General features: G+C 69.1%; 17 protein-coding genes. 7 read left to right on the forward strand and 10 right to left on the reverse strand.

Going from position 1 to position 19942, the window contains the following annotated elements; all coding sequences use genetic code 11:
* Window positions 1–257: 257 nt before the first annotated feature.
* The 3 genes from FJU31_RS01435 to FJU31_RS01445 are packed head-to-tail and all read left to right on the forward strand — an operon-like array spanning window position 258 to window position 4246.
* Window positions 258–1772: an MFS transporter gene (locus FJU31_RS01435; RefSeq protein WP_150453188.1), complete on the forward strand. Its 1515-nt coding sequence runs from the start codon at window positions 258–260 to the stop codon at window positions 1770–1772.
* A 21-nt stretch (window positions 1773–1793) separates the two neighbouring features.
* Complete coding sequence (locus FJU31_RS01440; RefSeq protein WP_150453189.1) at window positions 1794–2837, forward strand: HlyD family secretion protein; 1044 nt, start codon at window positions 1794–1796, stop codon at window positions 2835–2837.
* Window positions 2834–4246, forward strand: coding sequence for an efflux transporter outer membrane subunit (locus FJU31_RS01445; protein WP_150453190.1), 1413 nt, complete (start codon window positions 2834–2836; stop codon window positions 4244–4246). Before FJU31_RS01440 ends, FJU31_RS01445 begins: the two co-directional genes overlap by 4 nt.
* Window positions 4247–4427: 181 nt before the next feature.
* Here the strand turns inward: FJU31_RS01445 and FJU31_RS19385 are convergent, their stop codons facing one another.
* From FJU31_RS19385 to FJU31_RS01475, 6 genes are all read right to left on the reverse strand, one after another.
* Window positions 4428–4778, reverse strand: coding sequence for a DUF3916 domain-containing protein (locus tag FJU31_RS19385; protein WP_342788313.1), 351 nt, complete (start codon window positions 4776–4778; stop codon window positions 4428–4430).
* 330 nt (window positions 4779–5108) lie between these two features.
* On the reverse strand, window positions 5109–5447 hold the full coding sequence (locus tag FJU31_RS01455) for a hypothetical protein (RefSeq protein ID WP_079223285.1): 339 nt from the start codon (window positions 5445–5447) through the stop codon (window positions 5109–5111).
* Between the two features lie 69 nt (window positions 5448–5516).
* Window positions 5517–6458 carry a DegV family protein gene (locus FJU31_RS01460; RefSeq protein WP_150453191.1) on the reverse strand — a complete coding sequence of 314 codons (942 nt, stop codon included), beginning with the start codon at window positions 6456–6458 and terminating at the stop codon, window positions 5517–5519.
* 92 nt (window positions 6459–6550) lie between these two features.
* Window positions 6551–7183 (reverse strand): 2-hydroxychromene-2-carboxylate isomerase, encoded by a 633-nt coding sequence (locus FJU31_RS01465; RefSeq protein ID WP_150453192.1) that lies wholly within the window; start codon window positions 7181–7183, stop codon window positions 6551–6553.
* A gap of 20 nt (window positions 7184–7203) precedes the next feature.
* Entirely contained in the window at window positions 7204–8466 is a 1263-nt protein-coding gene (locus FJU31_RS01470; RefSeq protein ID WP_150453193.1) for an amidohydrolase family protein, read from the reverse strand.
* On the reverse strand, window positions 8466–9872 hold the full coding sequence (locus tag FJU31_RS01475; protein ID WP_150453194.1) for an amidohydrolase: 1407 nt from the start codon (window positions 9870–9872) through the stop codon (window positions 8466–8468). The genes FJU31_RS01470 and FJU31_RS01475 overlap by 1 nt, the downstream gene beginning before the upstream one ends.
* Window positions 9873–10120: 248 nt before the next feature.
* On the opposite strand from FJU31_RS01475, the gene FJU31_RS01480 reads away from it, so the two are divergent.
* The 3 genes from FJU31_RS01480 to FJU31_RS01490 all read left to right on the forward strand — a co-directional run bounded on the left by FJU31_RS01480 (window position 10121) and on the right by FJU31_RS01490 (window position 15039).
* Window positions 10121–13528, forward strand: coding sequence for an autotransporter domain-containing protein (locus FJU31_RS01480; protein WP_150453195.1), 3408 nt, complete (start codon window positions 10121–10123; stop codon window positions 13526–13528).
* Between the two features lie 151 nt (window positions 13529–13679).
* On the forward strand, window positions 13680–14456 hold the full coding sequence (locus FJU31_RS01485) for an AMP nucleosidase (protein ID WP_150453196.1): 777 nt from the start codon (window positions 13680–13682) through the stop codon (window positions 14454–14456).
* A gap of 43 nt (window positions 14457–14499) precedes the next feature.
* Window positions 14500–15039, forward strand: a complete 540-nt coding sequence (locus tag FJU31_RS01490; RefSeq protein ID WP_150453197.1) for a DUF924 family protein — start codon at window positions 14500–14502, stop codon at window positions 15037–15039.
* A gap of 107 nt (window positions 15040–15146) precedes the next feature.
* Here the strand turns inward: FJU31_RS01490 and grxD are convergent, their stop codons facing one another.
* Window positions 15147–16073: a Grx4 family monothiol glutaredoxin gene (gene grxD, locus FJU31_RS01495; protein ID WP_108769965.1), complete on the reverse strand. Its 927-nt coding sequence runs from the start codon at window positions 16071–16073 to the stop codon at window positions 15147–15149.
* Between the two features lie 60 nt (window positions 16074–16133).
* On the opposite strand from grxD, the gene FJU31_RS01500 reads away from it, so the two are divergent.
* Window positions 16134–16913 (forward strand): polysaccharide deacetylase family protein, encoded by a 780-nt coding sequence (locus FJU31_RS01500; RefSeq protein ID WP_150453198.1) that lies wholly within the window; start codon window positions 16134–16136, stop codon window positions 16911–16913.
* Window positions 16914–17255: 342 nt separating this feature from the next.
* Here FJU31_RS01500 and FJU31_RS01505 read toward each other — a convergent pair whose 3' ends face one another.
* Genes FJU31_RS01505 through FJU31_RS01515 form a run of 3 tightly spaced genes read right to left on the reverse strand, consistent with a single transcriptional unit; the run spans window position 17256 to window position 19873 of the window.
* The gene (locus tag FJU31_RS01505) at window positions 17256–17975 is read right to left on the reverse strand and encodes a class I SAM-dependent methyltransferase (protein ID WP_150453199.1); all 720 of its coding nucleotides are present in this window, start codon (window positions 17973–17975) and stop codon (window positions 17256–17258) included.
* A gap of 3 nt (window positions 17976–17978) precedes the next feature.
* Window positions 17979–18596 (reverse strand): SGNH/GDSL hydrolase family protein, encoded by a 618-nt coding sequence (locus tag FJU31_RS01510; RefSeq protein ID WP_150453200.1) that lies wholly within the window; start codon window positions 18594–18596, stop codon window positions 17979–17981.
* A gap of 2 nt (window positions 18597–18598) precedes the next feature.
* Window positions 18599–19873 (reverse strand): pyridoxal phosphate-dependent aminotransferase, encoded by a 1275-nt coding sequence (locus FJU31_RS01515; protein WP_150453201.1) that lies wholly within the window; start codon window positions 19871–19873, stop codon window positions 18599–18601.
* Window positions 19874–19942: the final 69 nt, after the last annotated feature.

Below are 19942 nucleotides of genomic sequence, written 5' to 3' on the forward strand. Positions count from 1 at the left end.
CCAAGCCGTTGGGCGCCGCGGACGCTGTGTAGAGTCGAGTTTGCTCGACTGATCCCGCGCACGGCAGTCGAGCAAGCTCGACTCTACCAAGCGTGGGCACCATGGACCTCTTCTACCCGTGCGTCTGGCGCACGGCTGGCATCGCATCCACGCCATTTTTCGCAGCAGTGGGCCTGCCTAGACTGCGCTCCCCACATTCACGGAGCGCACGCCATGTCGCTTCACCTGCCGTGCGCTGCACGGATCGGCCGCCGCCGATGAGCACGGTCGCCATGCCCCGGGCCCCGGCCGCCCCCATTGCCCCCGCCTTCGACCGCCGCATCGTGGTCGGCCTGTGCGGCGTGCTGCTGGTGGTGCTGGTGTCGGGCTTCAACGAGAACATCACCAAGGTCGCGCTGGCCGATATCCGCGGCGCGATGGGCTTCAGCGTCGACGATGGCAGCTGGATCATCAGCGTGTACAGCGCGATGTCGGTCAGTGCCATGGCCTTCGCACCCTGGTGTGCCGTGACCTTTTCGCTGCGCCGCTTCGCCCTGGTGATGATCGCCGCCTTCATGCTGCTGGGCGTGCTGTGCCCGCTGGCCCCGAACCTGCCGACCTTCCTGCTGCTGCGCGCGCTGCAGGGCCTGGCCGGTGGCGCGCTGCCGCCGCTGCTGATGAGCGTGGCGCTGCGCTTCCTGCCGCCGGGCATCAAGCTGTACGGCCTCGCCGGCTATGCGCTGACGGCGACGTTCGGACCGAGCATGGGCACGCCGCTGGCGGCGTTGTGGGTCGAGCACGCCGGCTGGCAGTTCGCGTTCTGGCAGATCGTGCCGTTCTGCGTGGCCGGCATGGCCATGGTCGGCTGGGGACTGCCGCAGGACCCGCTGCGGCTGGAACGCTTCGCCCAGTTCAACGGCGTGGGCCTGGCGCTGGGGCTGCCGGCGCTGGTGATGCTGGTGCTGGGCCTGACCCAGGGCGCGCGCCTGAACTGGTTCGATTTACCGCTGATCACGGTGCTGCTGGGCGGTGGCGGCGGCCTGCTGGTGCTGTTCTTCATCAACGAATGGTTCCACCCGCTGCCGTTCTTCAAGCTGCAGCTGCTGGCCCATCGCAACCTCAGCTACTCGCTGGTGACCTGCATCGGCGTGCTGTTCGTGCTGCTGGCGGTCATCTCCATTCCGTCCGGCTACCTGGCCAGCGTGCAGGGCTACCGACCGCTGCAGACCGCACCGATGCTGCTGTGGGTCGCGCTGCCGCAGGTGATCGCGCTGCCGCTGGTGGCCACCCTGATGAACCAGCGTGCGGTGGATTGCCGCTGGGTGCAGGCGACGGGGCTGGTCCTGCTGGCCGCCGCCTGCTTCATCGGCGCGCACCTGGACGTGCAGTGGAACCGCGACAACTTCCTGTGGGTGCAGCTGCTGCAGGTGGTGGCACAGCCGATGGCGGTACTGCCGCTGCTGCTGCTGGCCACCACCGGCCTGGCGCCGCAGGACGGCCCCTATGCCTCCGCCTGGTTCAATACCGTCAAGGGTTTCTCCGCGGTGTTCGCGGGCGGTGTGCTCGACGCGGTCGGGCAGTCGCGGCGCCACCTCCATTCCACCGCGCTGGTGGACCACCTGGGCAACCAGCCGTGGCTGCCGGCCAGCACCGATCTGCCCGCCCGCCTGCACGCCCAGGTACAGGCGCTGACCTCGGCCGACCTGTACTGGCTGGTCGCGCTGGTGGCCCTGGGCTGCCTGCCGCTGCTGGCCTGGGCCACCCGCGTCCATCCGCCACGTGCCGTGGCCTGACCCCTTCGCAAGGAATCCCCCATGACCGTCAACAAGACAATCCTCAATACCGGCCTCGCCCTGGGCGTGCTGGCCCTGGCCCTGTCCATCGGCGGCTGGCTGCTGCTGCGCGACGGCCGCTACCAGCGCACCGACAACGCCTACGTCAATGCCGATTTCACCGTGGTTGCGCCGAAGGTGGCCGGCTTCGTCAGCAGCGTCGACGTGCAGGACAACCAGCGGGTGAAGGCCGGTGACGTGCTGGCGCGCATCGACGACCGCGACTACCAGGTGGCGTTGCAGGCCGCGCGCGCCGATCTGGCCAACGCGCGCGCGCAGCTGGCCAATGCGCAGGCCGCGCTGGCCCAGCAGGGCTCGCTGATCGAGCAGGCCCGCGCCAGCGTCGATGTCAGCCGCTCCGAACTGACCCTGGCCAGCGCCGACCAGCAGCGCTACCGCGAACTGGCCCGCGATGGTGCCGGTACCGTGCAGAACGCGCAGCAGGCGCAGTCGAAGCAGGCCGTGGCCAACGCGCACCTGCAGCAGGGCCAGGCTGCGCTGAGCACCGCACGCCAGCGCACCGACATCCTGGCCGCCGGCGTGCAGTCCGCACAGGCCGCCGTGCAGCGCGCTGAGGCCGCGCAGGCACGCGCGGAGCTGGACCTTTCCCACACCGAACTGCGTGCGCCGATTGACGGTGTGGTCGGCCGCCGTGCGGTGCGCGTGGGCGCCTACCTGACCCCCGGTACGGCGGTGGCCGCGGTGGTGCCGCTGCAGCGCGCCTTCGTGGTCGCCAACTTCCAGGAAACGCAGTTGACCCGCATGCATGCCGGGCAGCCGGTGGAGCTGACGGTGGACGTGTTTCCCGGCACGCGGCTGCACGGCCACATCGACAGCATCGCCCCGGCCACCGGTGTGACCTTTGCCGCCGTCGCGCCGGAGAATGCCACCGGCAATTTCACCAAGGTGGTGCAGCGCATCCCGGTGAAGATCGTGCTGGAGCCGGGCCAGCCGCTGGCGGAGCAGCTGCGCGCCGGCATGTCGGTGGAAGCGCGCGTTGACCTGCAGGGCGGGGAGGGCGCATGAACGCCCCCAGCGTGATGAAGACGCTGGCCAGCGCGGCGCTGTGCCTGGCCGTGGCGGCCTGCACGATGGGCCCGGACTTCGCACGGCCACAGGCCCAGCTGCCGGCACAGTGGCAGGGTGAAGCTGTGACAACTGCGACCCTCGACAACGACGCGGCGTGGTGGGCGGGCTTCGATGATCCGCTGCTGGGGCAGCTTGCGCAGCAGGTATTGCAGTCCAACCTGGACCTGCAACTGGCGGCCAACCGCGTGCAGCAGAGCCGCGCGGCGCGTGGCATCAGCGCGGCGGACCGGCTGCCCTCTGTGGCGGCCGGCGCCAGTGGCGTGCGTGCGCGTAACAGCGAGGTGGGCCTGAGCGATCCGTCCGGCAACGCCGGCCGCGAGGACTACGGCCTGTTCCAGGCCGGCATCGGCCTGAGCTGGGAACTGGACCTGTGGGGCCGCGTGCGCCGCCAGGTGGAAGCCGCCGACGCGCGCGTGCAGATGGCCGAGGAGGATGCGCATGCCGTGCGCATCGCGCTGCTGGCCGAAACCGCCCGGTCCTACCTGCAGCTGCGCGCAACCGCGCAGCTGCTGGCGATCACCGAGGACAACCTGGGCATCGCCGAGGACATCCAGCGGCTGACCGAGGCGCGGCAGCGCCAGGGCGTGGCCAGCACGCTGCAGGTCTCGAGCGCCGCGGCGCAGGTGGCCGCGCTGCAGGCACGCATCGCCCCGCTGCGGCACCGCCAGTCGCAGCTGCGCAATGCACTGGCCTTCCTGCTGGCCAGGCCACCGCAGGCACTGGATGCGCAGCTGCAGGACGTGCGTGCCGATTGGCCGGTGCTGCCGCCGGTGGCGGTGGGGCTGCCCAGCGAACTGGCCGAACGCCGACCGGACATCCGCCGCGCCGAAGCAGCGCTGCATGCGGCCACCGCGAACATCGGCGTGGCCAAGGCCAGCTTCCTGCCGCGCATCACCTTGAACGGTGATGCGGGCTTCCAGGCCAGGCAGCTGGATGAACTGGACGGCTGGGATGCACACCGTTTCAGCATCGGCCCGTCGATCAGCCTGCCGATCTTCCAGGGCGGGCGCCTGAAGGCAAACCTGGCGTTGAGCCGGCTGCAACAGCAGCAGGCCGCGCTGCAGTTCCAGCGCACGGTGCTGCAGGCCTGGCATGAGGTGGACGATGCCATCGATGGCTACGCGTCCGAGCAGCAGCGCACGACGCAGCTGCAGGTGGCGGTGGCGCAGAGCGAGACCGCCTTGGGGGCGGCGCGCCGCCAGTACCAGGCCGGCGTGGTCGACATGCTGGATGTGCTGAGCACCCAGCGCATCGCGCTGGACAACCAGGCTGCGTTGGCCAACAGCCAGGCCACGGCGGCGATAGCGAGAGTGGAGCTGTACCGCGCGCTGGGCGGTGGCTGGTGACGACATGGAATCGCCGGGCATGGCCCGGCGCTACCCGTCGTGGCGGTAGCGCCGGGCCATGCCCGGCGGCTCGGTAGTTGCCAACCTTGGTTGGCAGCCGTTTGCAGGAGCGCCAACCAAGGTTGGCGTCTACCGGGATGCGTCGTGCGCCGGGCCATGCGCTGTGGACCTGGCGGATACATCAACGCCCGTCAGCTACCTCGCCGTAGAACCAGTACTCCTGTTCCAGTCCGTCATCGTGCTCGGTAGGAGAAATACTGACCTGCACGTCGCGCTCCTGAACCCCGTCGGGCAGGACAAGGTGCCACTCGCTGGCCAGGCTGCGCGAGGTAATCGCGGTGACCTCGCCATCCTCAGTAGTGGCCACATGCCCTTGGAAATAGTCTTCGTCCAGATAAAGGCAGATCTCACTTGCAAACATGCCTGGCCAAGCGATGCAGCAGGTTACCCGCACGTCCGCCTGCGAAACAGGGCGTGACTGGATCAGGTTGGTGCAAGCCGTGATGAGCGACTGGGCGCAGGCCTGCTGGATTTACCGAGTGGAGGCAGGGCCTTCGATCAGATCGGCACGGCTGGGAACCTTGTAATTCCAGTAGCGGGTTTCACTCCCAGCGCGTCTGGCCAGGGAAACGCACCGCGGAAGCTGTCAGCCCACTGTTGCAGGTAGCGTAGACGGCGTGGGGCATCGCGCAGCTTCTTTTCGCCGCGCGTACCCGGCCGGGTGATGGCATCTTTGTTTCTCATCCCGACAGTGTGCCAGCCGCATACGCGGTGCGCTGGAAAGCGCCAACCAAGGTTGGCGTCTACCAGAGCATGGCCATCGGCGTCGGGTCGATCACGACACGGGCGCAGGCGGGGGGCCTCAACGCACGTCGCGCAGTTCCCAGTGGTGGCCGGCCAGCAGGCGCAGGCGCTGCTTGAACACATCACTGTCGATGCGGGTGGTGGCCACCAGGTTGATGCGCAGGTCCTTCTGCTCGCCGGTCACGGTGGCGTCCGGGTCGGTCACGCCCCACTGCGGTTCCACCGCGTCCGGGTCGGGCTGCTTGGCCTTCCAGCGCTCGAACAGGGTGCCGCTGCGCAGGGCGTCCTGCAGCTCCTCGGCAAAACCGCCGGCACTCTGCGAATGGAAGGACAGGTCAGGGTCGTTGCCGCGGGCCTTGGACGGGTCGGGCAGGCTGATGTGGTACTGCGCAGGCATGGTTCGTCTCCTTGAGGTGCGGCAAGGCTGGCACAGCCGCAGTGCAATGCTTGTGTACGCCAGAACGGCTTATTCGAAGCGATGCGGCCCATCGGCAAAGCCGATCGTCACCGCGCCCTTGCCGACGTTGACCATGCCGGTCAGGCTCATCACCGACTCGTACACCGCCACGTCGTGGCTGGCGCACAGGTCTTTCATCGCGGCATAGCCGGGCAGGGCACGCAGTTCCTCCAGCTCGCCGCCGTAGCTGACGCAGACGGTGGGGGTCATCAGGCCGTTGCGCACGCGCTGGCCAACCACGCCAAACAGCTTCTGTACGGCGTTGTCGAAGCCCTTGATCTTGGCCACCGGCCCGGTCTCGCCCTTGTAGCCGTGCAGCACCGGCTTGATGTCCAGCGCGCTGCCCAGCGCGGCACTGAGCAGGCCGACGCTGCGGTCGCCCTTGTGGCGGGCGCGGGCGCGCATGTAGTACAGGTCGCGGGTGACCATGTAGCCGTGCACGTTGCCGAACAGTTCTTCCAGCCGCTCGCGGATCTGCTGCACGCTGGCACCGCTGTCGCGCAGCCGCACCGCCTCCACCGCGGTCACCGCCTGGGCGGCGAACAGGTTCTGGGTATCCAGCACGCGCAGCGCGAACGGCGAGTTGTAGCCCGCCGCCTGGCGCACCGGCTTGTAGTCGTTGAGGATGGCGAAGCTGGCCTGCAGCGCGTTGTCGTGGATCGGACTGCGCGTCCTGGTGATGGTCATGCAGAACACGTGGTCGTAGTCGATCACCAGCTGCTGCAGGAACAGATCGCGGATCTGGTTGACGCTGAAGGGGATGGTCTCGGCTTCGGCACCATGCTCGGCCACGTGGGCGTGCAGGAAGCTGAGCGTCGCCTGCTCGTCGCGGTGGTCGGCCAAGACCGCATCGCCGATCCGCACGGTGATCGGCAGCACCACGATGTTGTGTGCGGCAATGAAATCCTGCGGCAGGTCGCAGGCTGAATCGACAACAATTCCGATGCGCATCCGGCTCCCCCTCCAGGGCGGTTGTAGGTTCGGAATGTGAAAGCTATCTCAATTTTATCCGTGGCGCGCGAGGGAATTACGCCACTGCCTGTTCAGCGATTGCGCTGCACCGCCACTGGAAGCGTTACCACGGCCTGCCACTCCGGACGCTGCAGCAGGCCGGGGTCGGCCAGCACGGCGGCCATCATCGGGTGCGCATCGTTGCCCCAGAACAGCTCGCCGTCGATGGACAGGGTCGGCACGCCGAACAGGCCGGCGTCGATCGCGGCCTCGGTATTGCGGCGCAGCTGTTCCTTCACTGACGCTTCGGCGCAGGCCGCCTGCACGTCGTTGATGCCCAGCCGGGCCGCCGGTATGCGCAGCGTTTCGGCGCTGTCACCGGTATTGCCTTCGCGCCAGATCCAGTCGAACAGCACATCCACCGCCTGCGTGCTGGCACCGGCGGCCAGGCACAGGCGCAACGCGGCCAGCGGGTTGAACGGATGGGCGGGCGGGAAGCGCAGCGGCGCGCCCTCGGCCTGCGCCGTCCACAGCAGCTGCCGGTAGGTGAAACGGCGCTTGGCCGGGATCTCGGCCGGGCCGAGGTGGCCCAGGTGGTGCAGCACCGCGCCGAAGGCGATCGGCACCGGCTGGATGGCGGCGAACTGCGGCAGCTGCTTGACCTTCTGCCAGTGCAGGTACGAATAGGGCGAGACAAAATCGAAATACCAGCGCAGGGTCGACATCGGCGGTTCCTCGGGACGGATCAGGGTTGCGCGTTGCGCTGCAGGTAGCGGTCGCGCAGTTCGGTCTGGCGCGAACGCATCGGCATCGCGCGGCCGCCCAGCCAGACCTGTTCGGCGTAATGGGCCACATCCAGCGGGTCGCCTTCCCACAGCACCAGGTCGGCACGCTTGCCCGGTTCGATGGTGCCGATCTGGTCGGCCACGCCCAGCACCTGTGCCGGCACCCGGGTCAGCCCGGCCAGGCCATCGGCCCACGGCAGGCCATTGGCCACTGCATTGCCGGCCAGCTGGCGCATCTTGCGGGCATTGTGCGAGGCATCCTCGCGCTGGGCGAAGCTGACCGGCACGCCCGCACGCTGCAGGCGCGCGGCGTTTTCCAGGGTGGCGCCGATCTGGTCGAAGCTGGTGGGCAGGTTGCCCAGCGCATCGACGAACACCGGCACCTGTGCCGCGGCCAGTTCCGCGGCCATCTGCCAGGCCTCGGCGCCGCCGGCGATGGCGATCTTCACCTTCTCGCGTGCGGCCCAGCGCAGCAGCTGGCGGATGTCGGCAGCACGGTCCACTTCCACCACGATGCGGCCCTGGCCGGCCAGGTAGCGGGCCAGGGTGCGGCGGCCCGCGGGCGTCAGCAGGGCATGCGGCGAATCGGCGGCGACCTGGCCGCGCGCTTCGTCCACCATCTGCTGCAGCAGCATCCACTGCGCCGCACGCGACTGTCCGGTCAGTTCCGAAGCGGCCGCGCCCAGGCGCAGGAACAGCGCACGCGGTCCGATCGGGTCGGCACTGCCATCCAGGCGCATCACCCCGCCTTGGCCGGCCACGAAGCCACCGCCGGTGGCGGCCCCCAGCGCGGTGAAGCCGATGCCGTCCAGGCGCGCCACGGGAATCAGCACCGACGCCGGGTTGTAGGCGAGGGTGACGTCGAATTCCGGGCGCAGCGGCTGCTCGCCGAGCTTCAGCGTGCTGTCCACGGTGCTCGATTCACCGGAGACCTCCTCGATGCCGATCTCGGTGATGCCGCCGAACAGCGCCGGAGTGAGCGGGCGGCCGTTGGCCTCGACCACCGCCACGCCGGCCGGAGCGGCCAGGCCGGGGCCGACGGCGCGGACCAGGCCGCCCTGCACCAGCACATCGGTGTTCTGCAGGCTGCCGCGCGCGCTGGCGGTGTGCACCGTGGCATTGCGCACCAGCAGGTCCTGCGCCGAAGCAGTGCCGGCGATGCCTGCCAGCACCATGACGGTAGCGCCGAGCCATGCGCGGCGGCTCTTGTTCAACACGGCCATCAGCGCACCTCCTGGCCAAGCTGGAAATCCGAGCGCGGCAGCGTTTCCGGCGCGGTGCGGTCGTACAAGCGGCGGCCGTCGACGAACACCTTTTCGGCCAGCGCATACGAACTGAAGGGATTGCCGTTCCACACCACCACGTCGGCCATCTTGCCGGCCTCCAGGGTGCCGGTCTGGCCTTCGATGCCCAGCGCCTTGGCGGCGTTGGCGGTCATCCAGGCGATGGCATGTTCCGGGGCGATGTCCGGCATGCGCGCGCGGCGCGCCGCGGCCATCACCTTGGCGGCCTCCTGGTTGAGGCGCTGGATGCCCTCGGGCGAGTCGGAATGGACGATGGCGCAGCTGTTCTTCGGCCGGTCCACCAGCGCGATGTTCTCGGCGATACCGTCGAAGGCTTCCATCTTGAAGCCCCACCAGTCGGCCCAGAGCGCGCCGCAGACGCCGTCTGCAGCCAGCCGGTCGGCCAGCTTGTAGGCCTCCACGCCGTGGTGGAAGGCGGCCACCTTGAAGCCGAATTCCTTGGCCAGGTCGAGCATGGTGGCCATCTCGTCGGCGCGGTAGCAGTGGATATGCACGCGGATGTCGCCCTGGATGGCGCCGGCCAGCGTGTCCAGCTTGAGGTCGCGCTTGCCGCCGGCATCACCGGCGCTGTCACCCTTGTCGCTGCCGAACCAGCCCTTGCGCTTGGCTGGCTTCGGGCTGTTCCTGGCGATGTAGTCGGCCGCGTCGATGAAGGCGGCGCGGTAGCCGGCCACGTTGCCCATGCGGGTGGCTGGGGCGGTGCCCTTGCCGCCATAGACGCGCTTGGGGTTCTCGCCGCAGGCCATCTTCAGGCCCCAGGGCGCACCGGGGAATTTCATCGCCTGATAGGTGGTGGCCGGCACGTTCTTCAGCACCACGCCACGGCCGCCGACCAGGTTGGCCGAACCGGGCAGCACCTGCATGCTGGTCACGCCGCCGGCCAGTGCGGCGGTGAAGCCCGGATCCTGCGGCCACACCGAATGCTCGGCCCAGACATTGGCGGTGACCGGTGCGGTCATCTCGTTGCCGTCGCTGTGCGCGCTGACGCCGGGGCTGGGGTACACGCCCAGGTGCGAGTGCACGTCGATCAGGCCCGGGGTAACCCACTTGCCCTGCGCATCGATGCGGTTGATGCCCGCATCGGCCTGCAGCTGCGGGCCGACGGCGACGATGCGGCCGTCGCGCAGCAGCACGTCGGCGTGATCCAGGCGCTGGCCGGTGCCGGTCAGCACGGTGGCGTTCTGGATCAGCACCGGGCCGTCGGGATGGGCCTGATAGGTGCTGGGGTAGGGGTCGGCGACGAAGCGCGAGGCGCCCACCGCGGGGGCGGTGCCCAGTGAGGCCAATGCCAGGCCCAGCCCGGCGCGCAACAGCGTGGATGGCATGCGGATTCCCCTGGCAGGCGCGTGAATCCACCGACGCTATCCGGCGCCGGGGGCGGTTGCCAAGTGACGTTGGACAGGGGCGGATGTAGGAATTTTCCTATAGAGAAATTGTGAACGAAGCATTAATTTCTGATGGCGCCTGCGATGTTCGAACGCAGCAGCGTGTGGCTCTCCCCTTGCTGGCAGCCCTGTGCCAACGCGCATGGCTGGCATCGCACTTCCCATGGAATTCAAGGACGTACCTGTTGATGAGCGTTTCCACGTCGTACCGCACCGCCGCTGCGCGCCGCGCCTTCCTGCCCTCGCCGCTGGCGTCGGCCATTGTCGGCTCGCTGCTGGTGGCGGCCTCGCTGCCAGCCCTGGCCCAGGGCAGCAGTGATGAGCTGTCGCGCTATCAGTTCCAGCGCAGCCTGCAGGCCGCCTTCGCCGCCCCGTCGCTGGCGTCGACCGCCGTTCCGTCGTCGGGTTTCGCGCCGGCTGCAGGCGATGATGCGGCCGAGCCGATCATGGGTCAGGCCGGTGATGCCGCCAGCTGGCGTACCAGCGAATTCAACAACGACTGGGGCCTGGGCGCGATCAATGCCGATGCCGCCTATGCCCGCGGCCTGACCGGCAAGGGCATCCGCCTGGGCGTGTTCGACAGCGGCAGCGGCCTGGACCACGGCGAGTTCGCCGGCAAGGACCACCGCAGCATCCATATCGCCGACCTGCTGGAAGACGGCAGCCTGTGCGGCAACACCGGTTTCATCGCCGGCCCGGATGCCTGCTTCAGCAGCGACGGCGACGATGTCTCGATCGAATACACCGCGTTCGACGCCAGCGTCCCGCAGAACATCCGCGACATCATCATTTCCGACCCGCGCTACGTGCAGCCGGGCATTTCCTTCCAGACCCACGGCACCCATGTTGCCGGCACCATCGCCGCCAATCGCGATGGCAACGGCACCCACGGCGTGGCCTTCGGCGCCGACCTGAGCGTGGCCAAGCTGTTCTTCAACAGCGCGCAGGTGTGGGCGCGTACCGCTGCCGGCTACCAGGTCGTTTCCGTCGGCGGCGTTGGCCCGGACAGCACCGCGTTCGAAAGCATGTACGCGCAGATGAACGAACAGGGCGTGCGTGCGCTCAACCACAGCTGGGGCCTGAGCAACGAGCCGACCACCGTGGAAGACGTCGACGGCCTGTACGAATACAACATGGATTACCTGGACATCTTTGCCGAAGGCTCGCGCAGCAACGGCATGATCCAGGTGTGGGCCGCAGGCAACAACCAGGTCTACGCCGACGAGGCGGAAGACGCGCCGATCGCCGGCATCTACGCCACGCTGCCGCGCGCCTTCGCCGACATCGAGCCGTACTGGCTGAGCGTGGTGAACGTGGCCGAAGTGGCGCCGGGCAGCTATGTGCTGGACAGCTCTTCCAACCGCTGCGGGCTGAGTGCCAACTGGTGCCTGGCCGCGCCGGGCACCGACATCCTGTCCACCGTCTACGGCAGCGATTCGGCGCTTGACGCGCAGCTGGTCGACGGCGGCAACGGCAACGTGCTGCTGGAAGTGCTGGAACGCGTGCCGACCTACAGCTACGGCTGGATGACCGGCACCTCGATGGCGGCCCCGCACGTGACCGGCGCACTCGGCCTGCTGTTCGAGCGCTTCCCGTACCTGGACAGCGCGCAGGTCCGCGACATCCTGCTGACCACGGCCACCGACCTCGGCGCCGAGGGCGTGGACGATGTCTACGGCTGGGGCATGATGGACCTGGCCAAGGCCATCGAGGGCTACGGCTCGCTGCGCGTGGACACCGACGTGGTGATGAACCAGAAGGCCGGTGGCTTGAAGGTGTGGGAAGGCGATGCATGGGACGACTGGACCAATGACATCGGCGGCCCGGGCAAGCTGACCAAGAGCGGCATCGGCTGGCTGCGCCTGAGCGGCGACAACAGCTTCAACGGCGCCGTGGTGCGCGAGGGCGTGCTGGAGCTGGACGGCGTCAACGCGCTGACCAGCGCCGTGGAGGTGACCGGTGGCAGCCTGGTGCTGAACGGCACGCTGGAAAGCACCGCGCTGAACGCCAACGGTGGCGTCAGCTTCGTCACCCGCACCGGCGTGCTGGACGGCTCGGACCTGAGCGTGGCCGGCGGCGTGGTCTCGTTCAACGGCGTGCAGACCGGTGGCCAGACCTTCGTCGGCGCCAAGGGCACGCTGAAGGGCGTGGGCGAACTGGGCGACACCACCGTGTCCGGCATCATCGCGCCGGGCAACTCGATCGGCACGCTGACCATCAACGGTGACTACGTGCAGACCGCCAGCGGCGTCTACCAGGCCGAACTGGCCCCGGGCGGCCGCAGCGACCTGCTGCACGTCACCGGCACCGCCACCCTCGGCGGCTCGCTGGTGGCCCTGCCGGAAGCGGGCACCTACTATCTGGGCGAGCAGTTCAACTTCCTGCAGGCCGATGGCGGCACGATCGGCCAGTTCGCGACCACCGATTTCAGCGCGTTCTCGCCCTTCATGCAGTTCAGCCTGGTCTACGGCGCCTCCGGTGCCCGGATCGAGGTGGCCCGCGGCGCCGCACTGGCCACCGCTGCCACCACCGCCAACCAGCGCGCCGTGGCCGGCGTGGCTGACACCCTGGCCGTTGGGCAGGGCCTGCCGCGTCCGCTGACCCTGTTGTTCCCGGAACAGGTGGGTGCGGCGCTCGACGGCCTGAGCGGCGAGCTGCACGCAGCCACCGCGGCCGCGCTGGTGGAAAGCAGCCGCAACGTGCGTGATGCCGCGCTGTCGCGCCGTGCCGGTGCCACCGCACCGGGCGCCAGCGATGCCGATGCAACCGGCGTCTGGGTGCAGGCCATCGGCGGCAGCACCACTCTGGACGGCAACGCCAACACCGCCCGCACCCAGGCCAACAACAACGGCCTGCTGGTCGGCGTGGACCGCGAGTTCGGCGGCTGGCAGGTGGGCGTGCTGGCCGGTACCGGCCGTACCGACGTGAAGCAGCAGCAGGGCCGTCGTGCGCGCTCGAAGATCGACAACACCCACTTCGGCGCGTACGCCAGCCACAACTGGGGCGGGTTCGGCCTGCGTGGTGGCCTGGCGGTGAGCAACCACGACGTGGACAGCACCCGCGAGCTGGCGTTCTCCGGCTACACCGACACGCTGAGCGCCCGCTATGATGCCCGCACCCGCCAGGCGTTCATCGAAGCAGCCTACCGCTTCGGTGGCCGTGAAGCCGGCCTGGAGCCGTACCTGCAGGTGGCCCGCGTGGAAGTGGACACCAGGCACATCGACGAGCGTGGCGGTGCCGCCGCCCTGCAGGGCCGGGTCGATGACGCCCGCACCACCGTGGCCACGGCCGGTGTGCGCTTCGACAAGGGCCTGAAGGCCTCGTTCCAGCAGGACAGCTGGCTGCACGTGACCGGTGGGGTGGGCTACCGCCGGGCCAGCGGCGACCGTGACCCGTCGGCAACGCTGGCCTTCGCCAGCGGCAGCGACGCGTTCGTGGTCAGTGGTGCGCCGATCGCCGACAGTGCGGTGGTGGCCGAGCTGGGCCTGTCGGCCTGGCTGACCGAGCGCCAGCAGCTGGAACTGGGCTACAGCGGCCAGTACGGTGATGAGAGCCGTGACCATGGTGCCAACCTGCGCTGGTCGGTGCGCTTCTAAGCGCCCGGCGCGGCACTAACGGTTCCCGGGCAGGACGTGCCGGGAATCCCCGGGAGGGCGGCCGCAGGGCCGCCCTCCTTTGTTGCGGCGCTGGTGTGGGCCGAGCGCCGCACGCGTAAAATGGCAGCCCCCACGCCGTAGCGGATGCGCCATGAAGAGCAAGCAGGAGATCGTCGACAACTGGTTGCCACGCTATACCGGCGTGCCCCTGGACCAGTTCGGCCCGCACATCCTGCTGACCAACTTCGGCGGCTACCTGCACGCCTTTGCCGAGCTGACCGGGGCGCCCATCGTCGGCCTGGACCGGCCGATGGCCAGTGCCACCTTCGACGACATCACGATGATCAACTTCGGCATGGGCAGCCCCAATGCCGCCATCATCATGGACCTGCTGTCGGCGGTGATGCCCAAGGCGGTGCTGTTCCTTGGCAAGTGCGGTGGGCTCAAGCGCAAGAACCAGCTGGGCGACCTGGTGCTGCCGATCGCTGCCATCCGTGGCGAGGGCACCTCCGGCGACTACCTGCCGCCGGAAGTCCCGGCGCTGCCGGCATTCGCCCTGCAGCGGGCGGTGTCCACGATGATCCGCGACCTGGGCCACGACTACTGGACCGGCACGGTCTACACGACCAACCGCCGGGTCTGGGAGCATGATGAGGCCTTCAAGGAGCGGCTGCGGGCAATGCGCTGCATGGCCATCGACATGGAAACGGCCACGGTCTTCGCCGCCGGCTTCGCCAACCACATCCCCAGCGGCGCCCTGCTGCTGGTGTCCGACCAGCCGATGATCCCTGACGGGGTCAAGACCGAGGCCTCCGATGCCAAGGTCAGCTCCCAGTTCGTGGAGAACCATATCCAGATCGGCATCGAGGCGCTTAAGCTTATCCGGCGCAACGGCAAGTCGGTCCGCCACCTGCGCTTTGACGAATGATGATGATGGTCTGGCGCCAGGCGCCGGCCCTGGAGAGCAGGTGATGGACGTTGCCGCGCAAGTGGTGGAATTCTGGAGCGAGGCGGGCCCGACGAAGTGGTTCGCCCGCGATGACGCGTTCGACGCGCGGTTCCGCGAGCGGTTCCTGGAGGAGCACCATGCGGCCGCGTCGCGTGGGCGCGAACACTGGCTGGGCAGCGCCGAGGGCGCGCTGGCGTTGATGCTGCTGCTGGACCAGTTCCCGCGCAACTGCTTCCGCGGTACCGCCCATTCCTTCGCCACCGATGGCCTGGCCCGGCATTACGCCATGCGCGCCATCGAGGAAGGCCTGGACCTGCAGCTGGTGCCAAAGCTGCGCGCCTTCATCTACCTGCCGTTCGAACATTCCGAAGATCCGTTCGACCAGGATCGTTCGGTGGCCATGTTCGACGTGCTGGGCGACAAGGAATACCTGCAGTACGCCGAAGTCCACCGCGACGTCATCCGCCGCTTCGGCCGCTTCCCGCACCGCAACGCCGTGCTGGGCCGCATGCCCAGTCCGGAAGAACTGGATTTCCTTGCCGAAGGCGGGTTTGCCGGTTGACCGTCGCCTGGCTGCGCAACGAAAAAACGCCGGCGAATGCCGGCGTTTTTCGTGGTGGGGTCAGAGCCCTTTCCTGCAGAAAGGGATCCGACCCCCGGTGTTGCCGATCAGTACTTCGGCACGCCGTTGTCCACTTCGTCCGACCACGCGTCGATGCCGCCGGTGACGTTGAACACCTTGGTGAAGCCCAGGGTGCGGAACTGCTCGGCAGCCTGCGCGCTGCGGCCACCGTGGTGGCACAGGAAGGCCAGCGGGGTGTCCTTGGGCAGGCCTTCCAGCTCGGCGCGGCCGTTGCCGTCGAAGCTCTTGAACGGCACGCCGACCGCGGCGATGGCGCGTTCGTCGGCCGGGCGCACGTCGACCAGGGTCACGTTGCCGGCACGCACCAGATCGTCGGCATCACGCACGCTGATTTCCTGCACCGGCTTGGGCGCGTTCGGGTTGTCGATGGCCAGGCCCTTGCCGCGGATGTCATCGACCCAGTCGATGGTGATGCCGTCGGCGCGGCGCGCGCTGGACAGGTCGAACTGCACGCGCAGGCCGTTGGATTCGGCGGCGATCGCGCTGTCATCGTGCGGGGCCAGCTGGAAGTTCGGCTGGAAGCGCGCGTCGATGGTCAGCTGCAGCGAAGCGCCCGGCGCATCGGCCAGCGCGCCCTTCAGCATTTCCACGGCGGCCGGGGTGACGGTGATGCGCGGCGGGGTGCGGTCCGGTGCGGCCAGGCCGAGCACGGTGCTCAGTTCGCCGCTGGCAGCCATCTGCAGGATGATGTCGCTGCCACCGACCAGTTCGCCGTCGATGTACAGCTGCGGGATGGTCGGCCAGTCGCCATAGGCCTTGATGCCTTCACGGATTTCCTGGTCCGCCAGCACGTTGACGTGGGCGAAATCGACGCCCAGGTCCTGCAGGGCGCCCACGGCCTTGGCCGAGAAGCCGCACTGCGGCATCGACGGCTGGCCCTTCATGAACAGCACGACGCGGTTGTCGTTGAGGAGGGATTCGATGCGCGAACGCAGGGCGGGATCGAGGGACATGGGCTGTCTAGGGTCCGTAAATTCGAATCACCCATTCTACGCCCCATGGCATCATGGGGCATGACCACCGCAGGAACATTGCATCGCATCCCGACCCGGCCGTGGCGCTGGCTGCCCTGGCTGGTGGCGTCGCAGGTAGCGGTGATCCTGGTCTGGGTGCTGGCCGGCTGGCACTGGGGGCTGCCGTTGATGGTGGCCAGCCACGCACTGTTCCTGGTGCCGGTGTTCCTGCCCAACAGCCGCTTCTACACGCCGGTGCTGGACCGCCTGCCCGATGCGGGCAACAGCGTCTGGCTGACCATCGACGATGGCCCCAGCGAGGAGACCCCGGCGCTGCTGGATCTGCTCGACCGGCACCAGGCGAAGGCGACCTTCTTCCTGGTCGGTGAGCGCGCCTTGGCGCATCCGGCCCTGGTGGAGGCGATCCTGCGTCGCGGCCACGACCTCGGCAACCACAGCCATACCCACCCGCAGACCCGCTTCTGGCGGCTGGGGCCGGCGGCGATGCGTGCGGAAATCGAAGGCTGCCAGCAGGCCCTGCAGGCGGTCAGCGGCCGCACGACGCGCTGGTACCGCTCGGTGGTGGGCATGACCAACCCGTTCGTGGCGCCGGTGCTGGCCGCGCTGGGCCTGGTACGGGTGGGCTGGACCGCGCGTGGCTATGACGGCGTGGGCTGCACGCCCGACGGCGTGATGGCGCGCCTGCTGCCGGATCTGCAGCCCGGTGCCATCGTGCTGCTGCATGAAGGTGCCGCACATGGCCACAACCTGGCCATCATCGAGCGCGTGCTGCAGGTGCTGGACCAGCGTGGGCTGAAGGCCCGGCTGCCGTTGCTGTAACGCGGTAGCGCCGGGCCATGCCCGGGCGGCGGCGCAACGCGCTGTAAAGGCAGCCGAGCATGGGCTCGGCTCTACACGTCAGCGGTGGCACCATCTGTAGCGCGCGAGCCTACGCTCGGGCGGCGGCGCGATGCGCCGTAGCGGTGGCACCATCTGTAGCGCCCGAGCCTGTGCTCGGGCGGCGGCGCAACGCGCCGTAGCGGTGGGACCATCTGTAGCGCCCGAGCCTGTGCCCGGGCGGCGGCGCAACGCGCCGTAGCGGTGGGACCATCTGTAGCGCCCGAGCCTGTGCCCGGGCGGCGGCGCAACGCGCCGTTAGGGCAGCCGAGCATGGGCTCGGCTCTACATGGTGGATCGCCGCGCCACCAGCAGCCAGCTGTTGAACGGCGTGCGCCCGTGCAGCGGCCGTCCCTCGCCCACCTGCAACCCGGCCTCGGCCAGCGTCGCCCGCAGCAGTGCCGGGTCGGGGTAATGCCGTGGCCGCGTGCCCATCCAGCCCACCAGCCAGGCCAGACGATCAGCCACGCGCGTGGTGCGGTCGCGGCGGTCGCCGGTGGCCAGTGGCGTGCGCAGCAGCAGGCTGCCGCCGGGCGCCACTCGTGCGCTGGCCGCTTTCAGCAGGTCCAGCTGCGGCTGCGCATCCAGATACTGCAGCACGTCCAGCAGCAGCACGTGTCCGGCCTGCGCAGGCAGGGGCGCCTGCACGTCCAGGCAGTCGAACCGCACATCCTCCAGGTCGCCACCGGCCCGCTGCGCGCGGGCGATCTTGCCGGCATCCACGTCCACGCCCAGGTAGGGCTGGCGGCGGCCGCGCTGGCGCAGCACGTGGGCGAACAGGCCCAGCCCACAGCCCAGGTCGAGCAGCGGCAGGCCATCGTCGGGAAGGTGCTGCAGCACGCCGTCGTACAGCGGATCGCTGCCCAGCTTGCCGCGCGTGTAGTAGTAGTCGCGGCGGTTGCCCCAGGCCTGCACCGGCCGGAACGCCTCGGCGATGGCCTGTGCCTGGCCGCGCTCCAGCGGCGAACAGTTCAGTGGTGTGCCGTTCCCTGGCAGGCCATCCATCGCTCAGTCCGTTCGCTGCAGCAGGCGCGTGGCCTCGGGCAGGGCGCGTGCGGCCCACAACGCATACATCCGCGCGGAGGGATGCAGGCCGTCCTCGGCGATCATTGCCGGGTCGGCCCCGTGCGTGCGGCTGATGTCGGTGATGTCGACGAAGGCCACGCCCTGCTGGGTGCTGATGAGCTCGGCGGCGGCGTTGAATTCGTCGGTCTCGATCTCGATGCGGGCCAGGTCACGGCCGCTGCCGGCACCGAACGGGGTCGCGCCCCAGTCGGGGAAGGACAGCACCAGCACGCGGGCGGCATCGCCACCGGCAAAGCCGATCGCACGCTGCAGCAGCGCCTCGAACTGCTGGCGGTACTCGTCCAGCGGGCGCCCGCGGTACTGGTTGTTGACCCCGATCAGCAGGCTGACGAAGGCGAACGGACCTTGTGGTGCGGCCGCATCGATGCCCGCGTCGAGCTCGTCGGTGGTCCAGCCGGTGGTGGCGATGATCTGCGGGTCGGCCAGGTCCACGCCCTGCGCACGCAGTGCGGCAGCCAGCTGGTGCGGCCAGCGGCCTTCAACCGCGACCGCCTCACCGATGGTGTACGAGTCGCCCAGCGCCAGGTAGGACAGCGCCATGCTCAGGCCACCGAGCGGCGCGGCTTCAGCGGCACGACCTTGGTGGCGTCTTCGGCGCGGCGGGCCAGCACGCGGTCGATGCGCGCGAACACATCGCGCATCACCGAGGCTTCCGGCAGCAGGGTCACGCGGAAGTGGTGGCGGTAGGGCACGTTGAAGCTCGAGCCCGGCACGACCAGCACGCCCTCGTCGTTCATCAGGTCCAACGCGAAGGTGTGGTCGTCGAAGCCCTTGGCGGCGGCACCGATCACGGCCGGGAACGCGTACAGCGCGCCGGCCGGGGCAACCAGCGACAGGTGCTCGCTGGCGTTGCAGGCCTCGATCACCGCGCGGCGGGTTTCATACAGGCGACCGCCGGGGGCGCACAGTCCGGAAATGGTATCCGGACCGTTCACCGCGGCGTCGATGGCGTACTGGCCCGGCACGTTGGCGCACAGGCGCAGCGCGCTGAGCAGGTCGAGCGCGGCGCGGAACTCGCCCAGGCGCGCGTCGTCGCCGGTGAGGTGGGCCCAGCCCACGCGCCAGCCACATGCGCGGTGCACCTTGCTCAGGCCACTGAAGGTCAGGCACGGGTGGTCGCCCGCCAGCGGCGCGACCGGCTGGAACACCGCGTCGTCGTACAGGATCTGGTCGTAGATCTCGTCGACCAGCAGCAGCAGGTTGTGGCGGCGGGCGATCTCGACCACGCGCTCCAGCAGCTCGCGCGGGTAGCTGGCGCCGCTGGGGTTGTTCGGGTTGATCAGCACGATGGCGCGGGTGCGCGAGGACACCAGCGTCTCGATCTCGGTCGGGTCGGGCTGGAAGCCGTTCTCCGACGCGCAGCGGTAGTACACCGGACGGCCGTCGTTGAGGATGGCCGCCGCCGACCACAGTGGGTAGTCCGGCGAGGGCACCAGCACTTCATCGCCGGGGTTCAGCAGGGCGCGCAGCGACAGGTCGATCAGCTCGCTGACGCCGTTGCCGACGAACACGCGGTCCGGATGGGCATCGGGCGCACCACGGCGCGCATACGCGGCGGCGATGGCTTCGCGGGCCACCGGCAGGCCCTGCTGGTGGGTGTAGGGATCGGTGCGGCCCATGTCATCGGCGATGGCATGCTGCAGGTGTTCCGGCGCACGGAAGCCAAAGCTGCCCGGGTTGCCGATGTTCAGCTTGATCAGCTTGCGGCCCTGCGCCTCCAGCTCCCGCGCTCGCCGGGCCAGCTCTCCGCGGATCTCGTAGCGCACTTCGGAAAGGCGCTCGCGGGTGGCCAGGGGCTTGTGCGAGGGGGTGGACATGGGGCTGGGCCGTCAAAAGGCGTGGGGTTTCCATCCTACCGGAATTGCTGCAGTGCATGGCAAGGCCCC

The organism is Stenotrophomonas cyclobalanopsidis, assembly GCF_008710035.1.
Classification (GTDB): Bacteria; Pseudomonadota; Gammaproteobacteria; order Xanthomonadales; family Xanthomonadaceae; genus Stenotrophomonas; species Stenotrophomonas cyclobalanopsidis.